This is a genomic window from Desulfonauticus autotrophicus (assembly GCF_055381725.1).
The window spans coordinates 1,494,772-1,512,229 of record NZ_AP042395.1 but is presented as its reverse complement, the minus strand read 5'-3'; the positions used below and the strand labels follow the sequence as shown (position 1 = coordinate 1,512,229).

Here is a 17,458-nt window from a genome sequence, read left to right as displayed (position 1 = left end):
GGCCTTTTGGGTTGGTATTTTATTTTAAGTATTGAGGGTTTATAATTTCAATCTTGGCCTTTTGCCTTAATCTTTCAATAAAGGCAGAAAGCATCTCTTTGGCTTTAAAGTCTCTATAGATTTTTAACCATTTATCCTTTTCTTTTCAAAGTCTTCTTTTGTGGGCAGGATGTGTTTAACTGGCTTGGCCAAGACATAGGCCTGTCCTATTTCTAAGGGTTTATCTATCCACACACCATCTTTTAGTTCCAGGGCCAGTTTGGCCAGCTCTTCATTAAAGCCCAGTTCAGGAATAAAACCCTGTCTGCCAAAGGGCTTAGATAGGGTAGTTTCTGGAGTTGCTTTGTTTTCCAGGATTTCTTTTAAGGTGGCAGTGGCCTTAGCTAGAGCCTTTTCCCTGGCCTTTTGCAGGGAGAGTTTGGAAAGAATAATGTCCTGGGCCTGTTCAAAGGGTAGAGGCGCAGGAGAGATAGCTTCTATTTTTTGAGCCAAAAGATATCCTTCTCTTAAAGTCAGAGGAGTTTTGGTGGTTTCTTGTAAGGGCAGGTCAAAAAGAGCCTGGATATCCTTGGGATTAAGGCCTTGCAACCCTTCTGGAAGGTTTTGCCGGGAGAAAAGAGGGGTGGTCTCTACCTTTAAGCCAATACTTTCAGCTACCTTATCCAGGCTTTCGCCTGCATTTACCCTGGTAAGCGCAGTATCTAATAGGTCTTGAATCTTGGCATAGGCCTTTTCCTGGGCCAGAATTTTCTTAATGGCATCCTTACTTTCTTCCAGAGAAAGGTAGCCCGCGGCCTTTTTGTCTTCCACTTGAATTAAGTGTAAACCAAATTGAGTTTGCACAGGACCGCCAATTTCGCCTTTTTTCAGTTTAAAGGCTTCATCTTCAAAGGGCTTAATCATTTCGCCTTTGCCAAACCAACCAAGCTCTCCACCTCTAGAGGCACTGGGGCCTTCTGAGTATTTTTTAGCCAGTTTAGCAAAATCTTCCCCTTTTTTGAGCTTACTTAAAATATCGGCAATCTTTTTCTCAGCTTCTTTTTTTCCTGGTCTGAGGCCTCTGGAGAAAGTTTTACCAGAATGTGCCTGGCCTTTACCTTTTCTGGTTCAAAAAAGTTGTTTTTGTGGGTTTTATAGTAGTTTTCTATTTCCTGTTCACTTACTTCTTGTAAAGGCGCTAGTTTTTGCGGAGTAATGGCTAAGTAAGCCAGCTTAATCTTTTCTGGCTGCATAAATTCCTTTTGATTGTCTGTATAATATTTTTTAACCTCTTCTTCTGGCACTTTGACTTCCTTTAGAAAGTCCTGCCAGTTAAACTTGAGATAGGCTATCTGGACTTTTTCCAGGGCAAATTGATAGGCATCAAAAACTTCTTCTGCACTGACCCTGCTGGGCAGGGTAACCAGCTTTTCTACCTTTTCCATGAGTAGGTTGTGCTTAAAATCTTCCTCAAACTGAGCTGGAGTAAGATTGTTTTGCCTTAAGATTTGCTGGTAACGGTTGGGGTCAAATTGTTTTTGTTCGTTTTGAAAAAGGGAATGGAGCGAATAGCCTGACTTAACTCAGGCAGGGTAACTTCTATGCCCAGTTCCTGAGCCTTTTGCCTTAACAGTTCAGCATTGATAAGCTGATTTAGGACCTGTTCTTTGACCTTCAGTTGTTGAAGGCTTTCAGCACTTAAGTTGGGATTTTGTTGCCTTAATTTTTGCACAGTCCTTTCATAGGCAGAGGTAAACTCCTGCAAAGATAAGGGCTGGTTATTTACTTCTGCTACAATAGAAGCCTGTCTACTTTGGAAGCTACCCACTCCCCAAAAGACAAAGACAATGATAATGAGGCCAAAAAGAACTTTAATACCCCAGGACTGAGCATTACTTCTCATTTTATCTAGCATTTAACACTCCTTTATTTAAGCTCGTTTGTTCTTGACCAGGTTCAATAGTCCTCCAGCCCGAATAATTTCCAGTTCTTTGGCTGTAAGGTCGTTTTCCACTTCCAACAGGTGTTCTTTTCCTTTTATTTTTAAACTTCCGCCAGGATTTAGGTCTTTAAAGTCAAAGTGGAGAAGTTCTTCTTCCTTTAAGAGTTCGTAGTCTTGCTTGTTTTTAAAGATAAGAGGCAGTATGCCAAAGTTTATAAGATTGGCTCGGTGGATACGAGCAAAGGATTTGGCCAAAACCACCCGTACTCCCAGATACCTGGGTCCCAGGGCTGCGTGTTCCCGGCTGGAGCCTTGGCCATAATTTTCACCCCCTACGATTATGCCCTGGTTATGTTTTTTAGCCCTTTTTACGAACTCCTTGTCCACCCTGGAAAAGATGTATTCGCTAATAGCTGGGATGTTGGAGCGCAAGGCTGTGACCTCTGCCCCGCCGGGCAAGATGTGGTCAGTGGTAATGTTGTCTCCCACTTTTATGAGCACAGGCAAAGAGATTTCTTCAGGCAGAGGGTCAAATTGGGGTAGGGGCACGATATTGGGCCCCCGTAATATTTCCACCCTGGAATTATCTTCTGGAGGAAAAATAAACAGGTGTCTTATGGAAGGAAACTTTTCTGGCAGTTTGAGTGCTGGCAAAGGTGGTTCCCAGGTAGCAGGGTCAGTTAATTCTCCCTTTAAGGCTGCAAAGGCTGCAGTAATGGGACTGGCCAGATAGACCCTGGCATCCTGAGTGCCACTGCGACCCTCAAAATTGCGGTTAAAGGTGCGTACACTTATCCCCCCAGAAGTGGGAGAGCCGCCCATGCCAATACAGGGCCCACAGGTGCATTCCAGAAGCCTTACTCCAGCGTCCAAAAGGGGCCAGAGCAAATCTTCGTCCATGAGCATCTTTAAAACCTGTTTGGAACCAGGAGAAATGAGTACATCCACTTCTGGATGGATTTTTTTGCCCTTTAAAATAAGGGCCACGCTTTTTAAATCCAGATAGGAGGAATTGGTACAGGAACCAATGGCTACCTGGTTTACTTTGGTGCCAGCCAGTTCACTAACAGCTTTGACTTTATCTGGCATATGGGGAGTAGCAATTAAGGGTTCAATCTGGGCCAGGTCTATTTCCACTTCCTGGTCATAGCTGGCATCTGGGTCTGCTTCCAGAGGGATGAAATCCTTTTCCCTGCCCATGGCCTTTAAAAAGGCCAAAGTGTTTTCATCCGAAGGGAAAATAGAGGTGGTTAAGCCCAGTTCTGCGCCCATGTTGGTAATGGTAGCCCTTTCTGGCACAGAAAGAGTTTTTACTCCAGGCCCTGTGTATTCAAAGATTTTGCCCACTCCACCTTTGACACTAAATTTTTGTAAAAGATAAAGGATGATATCCTTGGCTGAGGCAAAACCCTGGAGTTGGTTTTTAAGGTAAATTTTGACAATTTTAGGCATGGTAAGGGTATAAGGTTCGCCAGCCATGGCCAGAGCTACAGAAAGACCGCCTGCTCCCATGGCCAAAGAGCCAATGCCTCCGGCTGTGGGAGTGTGACTATCCGAACCTATAAGGGTTTTGCCTGGGCAGGCAAAATTTTCCAAGTGGAGTTGGTGGCAGATGCCTGTACCAGGAGGAGAAAAGACAAGGCCATATTTGGCAGCCACAGTGCGCAGGTATTGATGGTCATCAGGGTTGCGGAAACCCATTTGCAGGGTATTGTGGTCCACATAACTTACTGAAAGTTCGGTTTGCACCTTTTTTAAACCAATGGCTTCAAATTGCAGATAGGCCATGGTACCTGTGGCATCCTGGGTAAGGGTCTGGTCGATTTTTATCTCAATTTCCTCTCCAGGTATTAGGTCGCCTTTAACTAAATGTTGTTTAATAATTTTTTGTGCTATACTAAGCCCCACTTTTATCTCCTTTATGGTCTAAAATTTGGTTTAAAAAATCTTCACTGCCTCCCTTTAGGTCTAAAATTTGTTCGTTCTGGATATAGGGTAACAGGTTTACTTTTTCTATGTTGCGCAATTTGGTATAAATCTGGAAAAGTTTTTCTCCTTCTTTGGAGATGATTTCCTGGTGTCTTTTGATACGGTCTAAATTTCTGGGATCACTCTTGGCCAAAAGCTGAGCAGCATTGACCACTGCGGTTAAAGGCTGGGAGAGTTCATGGCTTATGGCGCCGGCCACAGATAATACCAGTTTTAATTTATTTTTGCTTTCTTCTTCACTTAAGTTGCGAAAAAGCCAGAGCATGCCCTTTTCTTTTAAAGATATGTTAATAACTTCCCAGAGGTCTTCACTGATTTCTACTTCAAAAGAAGAATTGCCTGGCTCTAATGCCATTGGAGATAAGTCCAGGAAGTTGGCTATGTGTAAGGAGTCTGTGGAGGTAAGTTGAGACTTAAAAAGCTCTTTTGCTGCCTGGTTGATGTAAATAATTCTTCCATCTTTCAGGGAGTAGAGTAAGGGATAGGGTAAATTATTGAGTAAACTTTCTAAGACTTCTTGATATTCCCTTACCTGAGAGCGCAGTTCATAAATATTGCTGATGTTGTGAATTATTTCCAGAGAGCCTAAAATCTTTTTCCCCTGGGATAACTTAACTGCTATTACCTGATAAAAACCTTTTATTTTTCCCTTAAGATTCCAAAAACCAGAAATAGCTACTCCGTTGTTTAAGACATTAAAGGAAGCAGAAGGGTCCTGTTCCTGGTAAATTTGCTTTAAGGTCTCCAGGTTGTATTTTAAAACATTTTGTCCCAGGAGGAGTTTTTCCTGTTCATAAAAGGCAAAACCCACCTTACTTTTACCCAGGACTTTATTTCTGGTTACTCCTGTAAGCTCTTCACAGGCCTTGTTCCAATAGATTACTTCACCTTTACGGTTAAAAACAATGGTAGCAAAAGGGCTGTTTTCCAGGATTTGGCTTAAAAAAGATTCTTTTTGGCTAATTTTTTGTTGATAGAGATTTTTAGCCAGATAGAGAGAAAGGTAGGCAAAGGAAGGGGAATTTTCACTAAGTTGAATAGTAGGAGGAAGTTTTTTGCGTAACTGAAGGGAAAACTCAGGGTCAGTTTCCAGATTGAGCACACTGTTTAGATTGTGTTTGCTCAGCATTTCTTCCCAGGAAAAGTATTGGGGAAAATCCACGCTAAGCAGTTTACTATCGGTTATAGTTAAAGCTACCAGATTACCCATGGGTTTGGTGGCTTCCTGGTAGCGCAGGTAGGCTCTAATGAAGCTAAGTAATTTTTTGCTGGGACCAATTAGGGCAAAGTTTCCAAGCATGGCTAGGGATTAAAAATCAGTAAAGGTAAGACGGTTTATCTTTTTACGCCTGATTTCCACTTCGGTTTTTAGCATCAGTTTTTTTTGCTGGAGATTAAAGATTTCTTGGGGGAAAAATAGATTTTTACTGGGGTCTTCTTGGTCGCGTAATTGTCGAATCTTTTGTTCACATTCTTTAATTTCCTTTTCCAGGTTTAAAATTTCTTGAGTAAGTTTTTCTATCTCAGCGGATACGGATTCGTCTTTTGGTGGTCTGGTTGTCATTCTTTACCTCTTCTTTGGTTTCTATTTTCCCCAGGGGTAAACTTTGAAAAAGTTTCCAGAAACGAGGCCAGATTTGGGTAATAATCCCTGGGTTGGAAAGGCAGATGCCCTTGAACTTAAAGGAAATTAAGGCATAACTTAAGGTCCAGAAGGGCGAAGGGCTGGTCCAGACCTTGTCATTGTGTTTTTGAAATTTGAGTTGAGAATTTTCAATTTCCAGATATTCTGGATGGAGATGGTATTTTAAGCCCAGAAAGGAAAGCAACTCTTGAGCAGATTCCAATGGCTCTCCCTTTAGATTGTGATAGATAATGCCTCCTTTTCACAGGAAAGCACCAGAGCTGTGGCCAGAGGTAAGAAATCCTCTGCCTGGTCCACATCCAGGGAAAGTTCCTTTAAAAATTCCCTATTTTTTTGAGCCAGAAAGTTTTCTGAATCAAAGTCTAAATTTATTTCCTGAAAAATCTTTTGTGCCCTTTGAGCTTCTAGGGAATAGGCAGGCCAGAGGCCTGTAAGTTGAAGCTTACCCCCTAAAAAGTGGGGCAGGACCAAAACATAACTGGAAAGTACCGGGTCAGCCTCAATTTTAAAGTTTGCAGGGCTTTTAATCTCCTGGGGCTGAACTAGGATAGTATCTTCCTCTATGCTTAAGGAAAGATTCCAATCCCTGGCCAATTTTTCCAGCTCTTTTAGTTTGCTAAAGGGTTTGCTCCAGGTAAGCTTTAAGGGCCTTTGCCTGAGAAAACTGGCCAGGATAAGGCCAATACCTAGGTATTCGCTTATACTTTCTGGAAGAACTACTTCTGAAGGTAGATGCCCACTACACTCTAGCCTGGCAGGCAAGTTGTAGCTTTGCGGTTCAATGGAGGTCAATCTGGCTCCCAGGGTGGGTAAAAAGTCCTGCAATTCTTTTAGGTTTAGCATTTTTAGCTTGGAAGCACCATTTAACTTGCAGCTACCAGCTTGAGTCAGGCATAAAGAAAGCAAGAGGTAAAAGTTAAATTCGTCTTCTCCCAAAAAGATGGATTTACCTTCAAAATAAAGGTCTGCTGGACCTACGTGCAAAGAGTTTTCCTGCCAGGAAACCCTTCCACCCATTTGATTGAGAGCCTTGATTAGTTCTACTAGAGGGTCATTTATGGGAAAGGGGGAGATATGGGTTTCAGTAGTGGAAAGGGTAGCTAAAATAAGACTTAATCGGGCCTGAAAATTGGATAAAGGGGCCTCGGTGTGAAAATCTATCTCCTTACTGCTGGGTGGATAGAGGCAAAAGGGTTTGTCAAATTGTTTGGTCTCAGCTTTGAGATAACTGGTATTGTTTAAAATGGAAAAGATCTGGCGAAAAAAGCGTTGATTTTCTCCCTGTAAACTACTTTTCCAGATGTCCCAGAAGTTTTTTCCACCAGGGTATCTACTGGACTTTTGCCCTGTTCGAAACGATTTTTGGCTATTTTGCTAAGTAAACGCGTCCGTTTCTGGATAAGTTTGAGAAGATTTTTTTCCGTTTGATAGAGTTCTTCATTTAGGGATAGAGAGTATTTTTTTTCTGACATAAAAATATCCTAGACAAACAAATTTATTTTTTTCTACTATTAAAAGCTTTGCGGGGCAAGTAGAATTTAAAGAGGGTCAAGAGAGGAGGTTAGCTTTTGGAATTAAAGAAAAAAGGCGTGCTTTTAACCATTGATCTTTCCTTTTATTTACAAATTAGTGGCTATGACACCTTAGAACCAGGCGAAGTGGGTAAAATTACTACCTATTGGCAAAAGTGGTTTAAGTACTTTAAGGCCTATACCCTGGGAGAGCCCAGAGGTTTTTTAGCTGTTTTTTTAGACCAGGAAGTAGAAAGGGAAATAGAAGGTGTGTGGTTAAGTAGTCCCAGTGAAGCCCTGTATCTGGATACTCTGGCCAAGACCATGCTCATGGCAGGCGTAAAAGAGTTTGTGCCTCAGCTGGCCCAGCTGGGTTGCGCTCCTTTTCCCAAGGTAAATAAAGAAATTAGACGCAAAATTGCTTCTACAGGCCTGGAAATAAAGAAAAATGGCACCCTGAGTCATAAATATGCAGTGTTTACCTATTTTCCCTATAAGGGAGGTTGTGAGGTCTGCAGGCTGCAGGAAGATTGTCCCCGTTTAAGCAAAGGCCAGGTTTTCTAGGTGCTTGTCCAGGCCACCTAACCTGGCTGGAGTATAACCCAAAGTCTTTTCCCAGACCATATTGGATTCCATACAATAGTAAATCTGGCGGTCTAACCCACCTTTTTCAGGGCCTTAATTAGAAAAGAAAACAGCTTGAGCCTGAGGGGTAAAAAGAGACGCAGCTTACCATCCAGGCCTGGCACATATTCCTCGTAGATGTACTTACTTTGGGGATGGTTTTGGGCGATTTTTTGAAAAAGGTCTGGCATGCCCCGAAAGGAGCCCAGGCTTAAGTAGGCAATATCTTTGGCCTGTAAGTAGTCGAAAATCATCTCCACAATGCGTTGATAGCCTTTTTCCCAGCCAGGATAGTAAATAAGGGGGTCAAAGTGCAGGGCTACCTTGGTTCCCCATTGCACACAGGTTTGGGCTGCTTTGAGTCTTTCCTCTAAAGAAGCGCTTAACTTTTCTTCTGCGTCCACTATCTTAGGACTATTTAGAGACCAGGCAGGAAGCACGTGGTCTATTCTTTTTAAATTTTTGGCCCAGCTTAAGTCCACCACTTTGCTTTTTAGCTCAATCTTTATGTTGGGATAGTCTTGTAAAAAGGCAAGGAGCTTATGGGCATAGCCTGTTAGAGGCTCCAGGACCAGGGAGTCGGTAAATTCTCCTGTGCCTGTGCGATAGCGCATCTTAGGGTTGGCTTTTAAGGTCTTGTCCAGTTCTAAAAAAAGGTCTTCAATATTTCCCCAGATTTTGAGGATTTTGTCCTGAAAATAGGCCTGTAAGATGCAGTAAGAGCAATCTAAAGGACAGTTTTCTCCAAAGTGGATTATTTTATAGCCACAACAGTTGTAAAACCTGGTGCCCGGGCAAAAACGCAGGAACTTTCCCTTGAATTTTTTTAAAAGCAGTACTGGTTCAGAGGAAGAAAGGTTTTTGGGGTCCTGGCCCTTTAGCAAGGTGGCTGTGGGTAAGGTTTTTTTTACCCTTTGCACTATGGGGTTATCTGAAGGTAATTCTGGGTCAATAAAAAACTTTTTTATGGCTTGCAAATAGGCAGGAAGAGAAGGGTTAGGCATGTAAAAAGTCCTCCCATTTGCGCCAGGGGTTTTGTTTTTGAATGTCTTTGAGTTCCTGGATGGCCTGGTTTAACTCTTCAGCATTGTTTACCTGGGTTTGCAGGATTAAACCTGGTGTTTCCAGGTGGTAGGGATGCTGGATTTTCCAGCCACTTCCCTTACTTATTTCTGTAAGATACCTGGCTAACTTTTCCTGAGCCAGGGTCAGGGTAGGATAGCGTAGCTTTCGCAAGTGCTGAAGCAGGCTGGTTTGTAAGTCTTGAGGAGAAAGTTTTTTTTCTAAAAAAAGGGTTAGTTCTTGTTTAAGCTGGGCTCCCAAGAGGCCCTTGGCCTTTAGTTCCAGACTTAAGGTAAGCAAGGTGCGGAGATTGCTTTTGGTCCATTTTATCCTTTGCCAGAAGGGATAAAAGAATTCCAGCTCTTCTGTACTAAACTGGCTCAACCAGGGCACCTGGCTTATTTCCAGATGTCCCTGCAGAAGCAAATCATCCCAGTATTCAGGGAGAGTAAGCCAGAAGTGGAGATGGTCCCAAAAGGGAGATTTAGGGTTCAAGCCTAAAAGCGCCCATTCTTCCTTAGCCAGAGTAGAGTCAGCAGTAGAAAAAAGCGCAGGGCCTTTACCAGATGGTACTCACTGCGCTTTTCTGCATTGAGTAAAAAATAGATAAGCCCCAGGGTTTTGGGCGAAGTTTTTTCTATTTCCAGGGCCAGGACCTTTTTCCCTAATTTTTTGAGGGCCTGGACTCGCTTATAGCCATGCACTAAAAAGTAATTTTCTTTTTGCCAGATGACCAGGACAGGTTCTAGCTGCCCCATTTTTTTTAAGTTCTGCAGAAATTTTTTTTCTCCTTGTTCTTTCCAAAAAATCCAAGGATTATCTATAATTATCTCCTCAGGAGAAAGGATTTTTAGGCTTTTGGGCTCCTTCATAACTGCTTCCCTCATATCCCTTTACTTGACATCTTTTCTTTTATCTTCCTATAGACGAAAATCTCTTAAAAGATAATATGTGAAAAAAGTAATTTGTCTGCTTTTAGGAAGAAAGCCTGAACAAGGCAATAAAAAGATTTGCTAAAGGGGGCTAATTGATGCGGGAAAAATTAGAAAAACAACGGACTTATGCTTTGGTAGGCCATGGTGGTTGTGGAAAAACTTCTCTGGCCGAAATGCTTTTGTTTCAAGCAAAGGTGATTTCTCGTTTGGGTAAGATTGAAGAAGGTACCACCTGTCTGGATTATGAACCTGAAGAGATTAAGAGAAGAGGAAGTATTCAGCCTGGTTTTGCCCATTTTTCCTGGCAAAAAAGTGACCATTTTTTGGTAGATATCCCTGGTGATGGCAATTTTAACGGTGATATTCAGTATTTACTCAAAGGCGTGGATGGGGTTGTGTTTGTGCTGGACGCCATTGATGGAGTAAAGCCTTTAACCAAAAAGATGTGGATGGAAGTGGAAAAGGCCCACTTGCCAGCCCTTATTTTTATTAACAAAATGGATAGAGAGCGGGCCAATTTTGAACAGGCCTTAGAGGGTTTGAGCTCTATTTTGGGGATTAAGGCTGTGCCTTTGTTTTTGCCCATAGGGGCTGAAGCAGATTTTAAGGGCGTGGTGGATGTGCTGGAACAAAAGGCCCTGTTTTTTGAAGAAGATGGCAAGGTAAAAAAGGGCGATATTTCTGCTGAGCTTGCTGACCAGGTAGAAGAATTAAGAATGGGATTGATCGAAGATATTGCTGAAAGCGATGAAGCTCTTATGGAAAAGTATCTGGAAGAAGGAGAATTAAGCAAGGAAGAGCTTTTAACTGGTCTGAGAAAAGGTATTTTAAACCGAGAGCTTTTTCCAGTTACTGTGGGAGCTGCCCTGGTGAACAAAGGCGGCAATATTCTCCTGGATACCATAAATTGGCTTTTGCCTTCTCCTTTAGAGCACGCTCCTTTTGAAGGAGAAGATGGTAGTGAGCGCAAGTCTTCAGAAGAAGAGCCCTTAGCTGCCTTTGTCTTTAAAACCATAGTGGACCCTTTTACTGGACAGCTCAGTGTAATGCGCGTGCTCTCTGGTAAACTTAGCTCTGATTTGACTGTGCTCAATGTGAACAAGGATAGTAAAGAAAAGCTGGGCCAACTCTTGACCTTTGAAGGGAAAAAACAGGTGCCTGTAAAAGATGAAGTGGGGCCAGGAGCTATTGTAGCTGTAGCCAAGTTAAAAGATACTTCCACAGGGGACACCCTTTGTGATGAAAAAAGCCCCTTTAAATTGAAAAAACCAGAAGTTTCTCCCTGTATTATTTCTTATGCCCTGGCTGCAGAAAAACAAGGAGAAGAGGACAAGGTTTTTGCCTCTGTGCAAAAACTTTTGGATGAAGATATTACCCTGGAGCTTACCCGCAATGAAGAAACAGGAGATATGCTCTTAGCTGGTATGGGGCAACTACACATTGAAACCACTGTGGAAAAGGTAAAAAGAAGGTATAAAGTGGGCATTGTGCTTAAAACTCCTAAAATTCCCTATAGAGAGACCATTAAAGGTAAAGCTGAAGTCCAGGGTAAGTACAAAAAACAAACTGGTGGTCGTGGCCAGTATGGTGATTGTTGGATTCGTCTGGAGCCCCTACCCAGAGGTGGCGGATACGAATTTGTGGATGCCATTGTTGGCGGGGTTATTCCTAAGCAGTACATCCCTGCAGTAGACGCTGGTATTCAAGAGGCAGCTAAAAAGGGTGTGTTGGCTGGTTATCCAGTGGTGGACTTTAAGGTTACCTTATACGATGGCTCCTATCACAGTGTGGACTCTTCTGAAATGGCTTTTAAGATTGCAGGCTCCATGGCCTTTAAAAAGGCAGTGGAAAAGTGTAAACCTGTGCTGTTAGAGCCGATTATGAATGTTACTGTTTACATTCCAGATGAATATATGGGCGATGTAATTGGTGATATTTCCAGCCGTAGAGGAAAGGTGCTGGGCTCTGATTCTCAAAATGGCATCACAGAAGTAAAGGCCCAGGTACCCATGGCTGAAATGCTTACCTATGCCCAGAGCCTAACAGCCATGACCAGTGGCCAGGGAACCTATACAATGGAGTTTGACCACTATGAAGAAGTGCCCAGTCAGATAGCAGAAAAGGTTATTGCGGAGAGCAAAGGCGAAGAAGCTTAAAAACTGGTTTTATCTTTTGTCTGTAGTTAAAAAGGGTCTCTTTACAAAAAAAGAGACCCTTTTTTGTTTATTTAGCTTGTCCTTTGGGGTGTTTTAGGTTATGCTAACTTCACCTTGGTTTAAATTAACACCTTTGATTTTAAGAAGATTTTAGGGCTGAAATGAAAAAAGTAAAACTTATTCCCTTAGGTGGTCTGGGTGAAATAGGGCTTAACTGTTTGGCCCTGGAAACCGATGATTCTCTGGTTTTGATAGATTGTGGCTTGATGTTTCCAGACGATTATCTCTTTGGCATTGATGTGGTTATTCCCTGTCTTAATTATGTGCTGGACAAAAAAGACAAATTACAGGCCATTATCCTTACCCATGGACATGAAGATCACTTAGGAGCACTTCCCTGGCTTTTGCCTTATGTAGATGCTCCTGTTTATGGTTCTGGATTTACTTTAAAAATTCTGGAAAATAAACTTACTGAATTTAACTTGCTAAACTATGTCCGCCTAAAAGAAGTAAAGCGTTATGATAGACTGAAAATAAAAGACTTTTCTTTTACCTTTATTCCGGTTTGCCATTCTATTATTGAAGGATTTTCTTTGGGTATTGAGACTCCAGTGGGTAAAATTTTTCATACTGGGGATTTTAAAATTGATTTAAATCCTTTAGACAATCAATTTACAGACACCAGGGCCATTCAAGAGTTTGCCCGGGACGGGGTAAAACTCTTGCTTTCTGATTCCACCAATGTGGAACGAGAAGGTAGGGCCTTGACTGAAAAAGAAGTAAAAGCCAGTTTAAGAGAACTGATTGCCTGCTCCAGGGGAAGAGTTTTAATTACTTTGTTTTCGAGTCACATTCAGCGCATCCAGGAAGTTTTTGATTTAGCAGAAGAGTTTGGTCGTAAAGTGGCTGTGAGTGGACGAAGTTTGTTTGTAAACATAGACCTGGCCAGAGAGCAGGGGTTTTTGAATTTTGGCGAAGATACTTATATTCCATTAGAAGAAGCTGTTACCCTTCCTGAAAATAAGGTTTTATTTTTACTTACTGGTTCTCAAGGAGAGCCTTTATCTGCTTTAACTCGCCTGGCTAAAGAAGAGCATAAACAATTAAAGGTTCATCCAGGTGATCTGGTGATTATGTCTTCCCGCTTTATCCCTGGCAATACCAGGGCCATTACGAGAGTGATTAATGACCTTTATCGCCTGGGAGCAGAAGTGGTCTATGAAAAGGTAGGGGCCATTCATGCTTCTGGCCATGCCCATCAAGAAGAGTTGCGGGAGATGATTAGGCTGGTTAAGCCAGAATATTTCATTCCCATTCATGGTGAATATAGACATCTGGTTAAGCATGCGAGATTGGCCAGGGAGGAAGGAGTAGCTGCAGAAAAGGCCATAGTGCTAGAAGACGGGCAGAGTCTTATTTTAGATGAAAAGGGGATTAGTCCAGGGGACAAGCTGGATTTAGAGGCCATTTATGTGGATGGCAAGGGTGTTGGCGATGTGGGGCAAACAGTGCTTAAGGAAAGACAGATTTTAGCCGGGGAAGGTCTGGTGATTTGTCTGCTTATTTTGGAAAAGGCCACAGGAGAGCTTGTTTATGGTCCGGAAGTCATTTCTAAAGGATTTGTCTTTGAGCAACACTTTGCCCATATTTTAGAGGATGCCAAGTGCATTATCCTGGATATTTATGAAAATACCCCCCCGCATGAGCCCAAAAAGATGGAAGAGCGCATTCGCTCTGTTTTGCGCAAGTTTTTTAAAAAGGTGTTGGGCCGAGACCCCATCACCATTCCCATTGTGCTTTCCCTTTAATTAAAAAGGCGTATCATCCAGATTGGCTACTTCTGAAGGAAAAGTGGGGCCAAGATCTTCTTCTTCAGGTAAAACTTCTGCTTTGGGTTGGGAATCAGGTGTGCTTTCTGTTACTCCTTTGGGATCTAAGGCCTGGATACGAGAAGCGATTATTTCTGTAGTATAGCGATTTTGCCCCTGCTGATCCTGCCATTGTCTGGTTTGCAACCGTCCTTCTACCAAGATCAATCTTCCCTTGCTTAGATAATTGGCACAAAACTCGGCCTGTTTGTTGAAAACTACCACTCTGTGCCATTCAGTCTTTTCCACTTTATTGCCGCTTTTATCTGTGTAGCCTTCATCTGTGGCCACAGAGAAGTTAACCACAGGCATGCCTGAAGTGGTGTAGGCAAGTTTGGGGTCCTGTCCCAACCTGCCGATTAAAAACACTTTATTTAGACTTGCAGCCATTTTTAGGTTCCTCCTTGAAAAACAAAGTAATATTTTCTTAGCCAAGAAAATTAAAAAAAGCAAAGGCCAGTTTCTTAAAGAATTTCCTTTAGCTTTTGTTCTATCTGGTCTAACTTTTCTTCTAAAAGGTAAGAAATTTCATTGGCTTTTTGAGGTTCCCAGTTGGCTAGAGCTGTATCTAATTTTTTTTGCCAGGATTCCAGTTCCTTGACTTGAGGCTCTAAAAAGGCTGCTATTCGGGGATCCAAATCTTCAAAAAGCACTTTTTCTTTTAAACGCTTAAGAAGTTCTCTTACTCCAGGATTACTTACTTTTTGATCTTGAGCAAAAACTACTTCAAAGAGATGTGGCCAATTTTTTTCCACCTCTGAAGGGTCAAAGGTATAAGCGCTGACTCTTATTTGTAGTACTCTTCCCAAGCTATTTTTCCTCCCACTCGCTTTTTACCTTGAGCACCACTTCTTTAATACTTTCCAGGTCTTCTGGCGGACAGACACCAAAGAGAATGTCTTCAGCATTAAGACTCTGGCCTGGCTTAAAATAGAGGTGATAAATAATCCCTTCTGGTCCTTCATAGGGTAAAAAGGTTTCTCTTTTCATTCTGCTCAAGATGAGTACTTCCTCTCCAGGGTGTAGTTTTACCTTTTGACAACCCTTGGCTTTGATGCGTTTATCTATTTCCGGGACAAAATAATACTTTCCCTTTTCTGGGGCCCGGAAAAGATAAAGGGTTTCCTTAAGAATGAGTTCCTGGACCTCTTCTTTGGTTAAATAGTGTTTAATCTCCAGGATAGGAGTATTGGCTTCTACAAAATCTCCCTTTTGAAAGGGGTATATTTTGGAGATAATGCCCCTTTCCTGGGCATAGAGGGGTTTTTGGTTGTTTTCTCTGGTAAGGTAGGCCAGAAGGGTACCAGGTTGCTCCTTGTACTTGCCCCTGGGTCCCTTTACTTCTTCTCCTTCTCCCACGACAAACTCAATGGTGCCACAATGAGGGGTTTTTACCACAATGGTCTTGTAAGGATTTTCCTTTATTTTATCTAGCAACTCTTTAATATTGCTTGTCTTCATATTTGCTCCTTCAGGTTAACGATAATAGAGATATCTTCCTCCCATGGTAAGTAAGGCCTGGTAGAGATTGGCCCGCATCTGTCTTCTGTCCCAGATACCTTGAATATGGCCCCTGCTCAGGGCGTGATAAGCTTTGTGATAGTCTGGAGGAATTTCCAGGCCTGTGGTTTCTTTGATTACTCCAGGACCTGCAAAGCCAATATTAGAAGAGCGAATGGCAAACTGATAGGGCGAACAGCCCAAAAAGCTGGCCACAGGACCAGCATAGGAATTGGTGTCATAAACCACAATATAAAGGCCGCCTGCTTCTAAGTAATTGCGTATGGCCAGGGTGCAACGGGGCATCTGGATAACTCCATTGGTGCCTTCTTGGATTCTAATACCTGCGGTGCCGTGAACATAAGCGATAAAGGGGCGATGTTTGAGCCTGGCCTTTTCCACGGCACGGATAAACTTTTCGCCTTCTGCTGCACCCACGGTGCCTCCTCTAAACTTGGCCGTAAGCACAGCCACCACCACTTCTATGCCCTTAATTTTGCCTTCAAAGGTCAAGCAGGCGCTTTTTTGGCCAGTTTTCTTTTTAGCAGTTTCCAGTTTATGAGAAAAGTTGGCAAAATCCAGGGGATTGGTAGCTTCTATATCCTGGTTAAATTCTCGCAAGGAGTGAGCATCAAAGACATTGTAAAGATACCATTCGTGCTCCATGGGGAAGTGGTGGCCGCAATAACTACACACTCCAGCCATTTCGCCAAAGAGGTCTGGGGCCCAGAGGTCCAGGCAACCTTCTTTAGAAGCATTGGGACAGGTAATGGTTTTATCCACCTTGGCCTGGGGGCTTAGGTAGGGAGTGGTTTCTTGTTTGTGGCCATCCCAGTCAGAAAGAGACAGTAATTGGCAGACATTGGCCTTGCGTTTATGAAACCAGGAAAATCTGCACATAAACTTGTGATAGGAAGTTTTAGCTCTATTTAAAAGAACATGGATTTCTCCTTTGATATCTTCTGTTAGTTGCGAAACCACCTGTTTATGCCTGCGTAAAATATCGTAGTGGAGTAAACTATAGCCTGCCCAGAAAAGTTCTTCACTTTTGTCTTTGATTTTGGTCAGGTTGTTGCGACCATCAATATAGGCGTGTTGGCTCATTTTTCGGAATTTACGATAACGATTTTCCAGCAGCCTTTCCTTGGCCTTGGCTCCCAGGGCCCAGCGCACATAAATCTCTGGATTTTTTAGCTTTCTTAAGACCAGGTAACGAAAAAGGCTAATACCTCTGACCCGTAAGACCACTTCATCTGTGGCTTTAATGACTTCATTTCTAAGTTGTTTAAAGAAATCAAAGTGTTCTGGCCTTGCTCCCAAGGGTGGCTCTTTGATGATTCTGTCTATATAACCCATGACCAGGTTATCATCAGCAGTCATTTTGAGTTGGGAAGCACACTGTTCAATGAGTTCTGGACTGGCTTTTTCTTTACCCCTGATCCTACCTTCAATAGCTGCGGCCCCTTCCGGGGAAATGACTGAATAATAGCCATGGGAAAGCATAAGGCGCATATCTGCCAGGGCAATGGCTTCTGCCCCTCCAGAACCGCCTTCAGAAAAGACAGCAATGATAGGCACCTTTAGCCCGGCCATTTCATAGAGGTTGCGGGCAATTTGCTGGGCTGCCCCAGGATAGTCTTCAATGGGATAAGCTCCGGGAGTAAAGACATAGGTATGAATGGGGATGTTTTCCCTTTCTGCTACTTTCATGTATTGTAAGGCCTTGGCATTACCCCAGGGCTTTACTGAGCCACCGTTTCTAAATTCTTCTCCATGCCCTTTTTCCTGGCCTATAACCATAACTGGCTGGTTGTAGATTTTTTCCCTACCTTACGGGTAATATAGGCTCTGGCAATGAGCATGGAAGGGTCTATGCTATACTCGTCTTGACCACCGATTTCTGTGTAATTGTCATACACATTTTCCAGGATGTCTTTAAGGCAAATGCGTTGGGGGTGGCGCACAATGCGTACTTTGTCCATGGGGGTTAGTTGGCGATCCAGCTTGTTTTCCAGAAAAGTAAAGAGGTCTTTTAAAGAGTTTAGTTTGCGTTTGGCTTCTTCCAGGTTGATGTTTTTATAAGAATTTTTAAAATCTTTTAACTTGCTTTCCAGCAGAAGAATATTTTCATTTTGTTTATGGGCAAAAATGTCTTTAATGTAAGTAAGCTTTTCTTCTAAAAACTGTAGTTCTTTTTCTATATCTAATAACAACATATGCCTCTCTCTTTTTTATTTTTTTAGGAGT

At 42.5% G+C, this 17,458-nt stretch carries 18 protein-coding genes and 1 pseudogene; 3 read left to right on the top strand and 16 right to left on the bottom strand.

Annotated features, from left to right (window positions below; translation table 11 throughout):
- Positions 1-123 precede the first annotated feature (123 nt).
- The 9 genes from ACZ42F_RS08650 to ACZ42F_RS08610 form a co-directional block, all read right to left on the bottom strand.
- The gene (locus tag ACZ42F_RS08650; protein ID WP_464280238.1) at positions 124-1,014 is read right to left on the bottom strand and encodes a peptidylprolyl isomerase; all 891 of its coding nucleotides are present in this window, start codon (positions 1,012-1,014) and stop codon (positions 124-126) included.
- Positions 1,008-1,424 (bottom strand): hypothetical protein, encoded by a 417-nt coding sequence (locus ACZ42F_RS08645; RefSeq protein ID WP_464278676.1) that lies wholly within the window; start codon positions 1,422-1,424, stop codon positions 1,008-1,010. The genes ACZ42F_RS08650 and ACZ42F_RS08645 overlap by 7 nt, the downstream gene beginning before the upstream one ends.
- Positions 1,425-1,480: 56 nt before the next feature.
- Positions 1,481-1,894, bottom strand: a complete 414-nt coding sequence (locus ACZ42F_RS08640) for a SurA N-terminal domain-containing protein (protein WP_464278675.1) — start codon at positions 1,892-1,894, stop codon at positions 1,481-1,483.
- Between the two features lie 15 nt (positions 1,895-1,909).
- Complete coding sequence (locus tag ACZ42F_RS08635) at positions 1,910-3,829, bottom strand: aconitate hydratase (RefSeq protein WP_464278674.1); 1,920 nt, start codon at positions 3,827-3,829, stop codon at positions 1,910-1,912.
- The gene (locus ACZ42F_RS08630; RefSeq protein WP_464278673.1) at positions 3,819-5,210 is read right to left on the bottom strand and encodes a PAS domain-containing protein; all 1,392 of its coding nucleotides are present in this window, start codon (positions 5,208-5,210) and stop codon (positions 3,819-3,821) included. Before ACZ42F_RS08630 ends, ACZ42F_RS08635 begins: the two co-directional genes overlap by 11 nt.
- A gap of 9 nt (positions 5,211-5,219) precedes the next feature.
- The gene (locus ACZ42F_RS08625; RefSeq protein ID WP_029966764.1) at positions 5,220-5,474 is read right to left on the bottom strand and encodes a hypothetical protein; all 255 of its coding nucleotides are present in this window, start codon (positions 5,472-5,474) and stop codon (positions 5,220-5,222) included.
- Positions 5,434-5,757 carry a hypothetical protein gene (locus ACZ42F_RS08620; protein WP_464278672.1) on the bottom strand — a complete coding sequence of 108 codons (324 nt, stop codon included), beginning with the start codon at positions 5,755-5,757 and terminating at the stop codon, positions 5,434-5,436. Before ACZ42F_RS08620 ends, ACZ42F_RS08625 begins: the two co-directional genes overlap by 41 nt.
- Before the next feature lie 11 nt (positions 5,758-5,768).
- Positions 5,769-6,716, bottom strand: coding sequence for a 3-phosphoshikimate 1-carboxyvinyltransferase (locus ACZ42F_RS08615; protein WP_464280237.1), 948 nt, complete (start codon positions 6,714-6,716; stop codon positions 5,769-5,771).
- 77 nt (positions 6,717-6,793) lie between these two features.
- A complete protein-coding gene (locus tag ACZ42F_RS08610) occupies positions 6,794-7,027 on the bottom strand; it encodes a hypothetical protein (RefSeq protein WP_464278671.1) in 234 nt (77 codons plus the stop codon).
- Positions 7,028-7,123: 96 nt separating this feature from the next.
- Here ACZ42F_RS08610 and ACZ42F_RS08605 point away from each other — a divergent pair, with 96 nt between their 5' ends.
- On the top strand, positions 7,124-7,630 hold the full coding sequence (locus ACZ42F_RS08605) for a hypothetical protein (protein ID WP_464278670.1): 507 nt from the start codon (positions 7,124-7,126) through the stop codon (positions 7,628-7,630).
- A 92-nt stretch (positions 7,631-7,722) separates the two neighbouring features.
- On the opposite strand, the gene ACZ42F_RS08600 is transcribed toward ACZ42F_RS08605, so the two are convergent.
- The 3 genes from ACZ42F_RS08600 to ACZ42F_RS08590 are packed head-to-tail and all read right to left on the bottom strand — an operon-like array spanning position 7,723 to position 9,624.
- The gene (locus ACZ42F_RS08600; RefSeq protein WP_464278669.1) at positions 7,723-8,694 is read right to left on the bottom strand and encodes an SPL family radical SAM protein; all 972 of its coding nucleotides are present in this window, start codon (positions 8,692-8,694) and stop codon (positions 7,723-7,725) included.
- Positions 8,687-9,247 (bottom strand): hypothetical protein, encoded by a 561-nt coding sequence (locus ACZ42F_RS08595; protein WP_464278668.1) that lies wholly within the window; start codon positions 9,245-9,247, stop codon positions 8,687-8,689. Before ACZ42F_RS08595 ends, ACZ42F_RS08600 begins: the two co-directional genes overlap by 8 nt.
- A gap of 2 nt (positions 9,248-9,249) precedes the next feature.
- Complete coding sequence (locus ACZ42F_RS08590) at positions 9,250-9,624, bottom strand: ParB N-terminal domain-containing protein (protein WP_464278667.1); 375 nt, start codon at positions 9,622-9,624, stop codon at positions 9,250-9,252.
- Between the two features lie 158 nt (positions 9,625-9,782).
- On the opposite strand from ACZ42F_RS08590, the gene fusA reads away from it, so the two are divergent.
- Together fusA and ACZ42F_RS08580 are read left to right on the top strand one after the other, a co-directional pair.
- Positions 9,783-11,843, top strand: a complete 2,061-nt coding sequence (gene fusA / locus ACZ42F_RS08585) for an elongation factor G (RefSeq protein WP_029966775.1) — start codon at positions 9,783-9,785, stop codon at positions 11,841-11,843.
- Between the two features lie 161 nt (positions 11,844-12,004).
- On the top strand, positions 12,005-13,651 hold the full coding sequence (locus ACZ42F_RS08580; protein ID WP_464278666.1) for a ribonuclease J: 1,647 nt from the start codon (positions 12,005-12,007) through the stop codon (positions 13,649-13,651).
- On the opposite strand, the gene ACZ42F_RS08575 is transcribed toward ACZ42F_RS08580, so the two are convergent.
- From ACZ42F_RS08575 to ACZ42F_RS08560, 4 genes and pseudogenes are all read right to left on the bottom strand, one after another.
- Positions 13,652-14,101, bottom strand: a complete 450-nt coding sequence (locus ACZ42F_RS08575; protein ID WP_464278665.1) for a single-stranded DNA-binding protein — start codon at positions 14,099-14,101, stop codon at positions 13,652-13,654. It lies immediately after the preceding gene.
- A 74-nt stretch (positions 14,102-14,175) separates the two neighbouring features.
- Positions 14,176-14,520 (bottom strand): hypothetical protein, encoded by a 345-nt coding sequence (locus ACZ42F_RS08570; protein ID WP_029966783.1) that lies wholly within the window; start codon positions 14,518-14,520, stop codon positions 14,176-14,178.
- 1 nt (position 14,521) lies between these two features.
- Entirely contained in the window at positions 14,522-15,172 is a 651-nt protein-coding gene (locus tag ACZ42F_RS08565) for a biotin attachment protein (protein ID WP_464278664.1), read from the bottom strand.
- A gap of 15 nt (positions 15,173-15,187) precedes the next feature.
- Positions 15,188-17,427, bottom strand: a pseudogene (locus ACZ42F_RS08560) (carboxyl transferase domain-containing protein).
- Between the last annotated feature and the right edge of the window lie 31 nt (positions 17,428-17,458).

Bases quoted from the DNA above. Each gene is read 5' to 3' on its own strand.
- ACZ42F_RS08610 (WP_464278671.1), bottom strand. From the start codon at position 7,027: ATGTCAGAAAAAAAATACTCTCTATCCCTAAATGAAGAACTCTATCAA.
- ACZ42F_RS08625 (WP_029966764.1), bottom strand. From the start codon at position 5,474: ATGACAACCAGACCACCAAAAGACGAATCCGTATCCGCTGAGATAGAA.
- ACZ42F_RS08600 (WP_464278669.1), bottom strand. From the start codon at position 8,694: ATGCCTAACCCTTCTCTTCCTGCCTATTTGCAAGCCATAAAAAAGTTT.
- ACZ42F_RS08645 (WP_464278676.1), bottom strand. From the start codon at position 1,424: ATGGAAAAGGTAGAAAAGCTGGTTACCCTGCCCAGCAGGGTCAGTGCA.
- ACZ42F_RS08590 (WP_464278667.1), bottom strand. From the start codon at position 9,624: ATGAAGGAGCCCAAAAGCCTAAAAATCCTTTCTCCTGAGGAGATAATT.
- ACZ42F_RS08640 (WP_464278675.1), bottom strand. From the start codon at position 1,894: ATGCTAGATAAAATGAGAAGTAATGCTCAGTCCTGGGGTATTAAAGTT.
- ACZ42F_RS08575 (WP_464278665.1), bottom strand. From the start codon at position 14,101: ATGGCTGCAAGTCTAAATAAAGTGTTTTTAATCGGCAGGTTGGGACAG.
- ACZ42F_RS08580 (WP_464278666.1), top strand. From the start codon at position 12,005: ATGAAAAAAGTAAAACTTATTCCCTTAGGTGGTCTGGGTGAAATAGGG.
- ACZ42F_RS08630 (WP_464278673.1), bottom strand. From the start codon at position 5,210: ATGCTTGGAAACTTTGCCCTAATTGGTCCCAGCAAAAAATTACTTAGC.
- ACZ42F_RS08565 (WP_464278664.1), bottom strand. From the start codon at position 15,172: ATGAAGACAAGCAATATTAAAGAGTTGCTAGATAAAATAAAGGAAAAT.
- fusA (WP_029966775.1), top strand. From the start codon at position 9,783: ATGCGGGAAAAATTAGAAAAACAACGGACTTATGCTTTGGTAGGCCAT.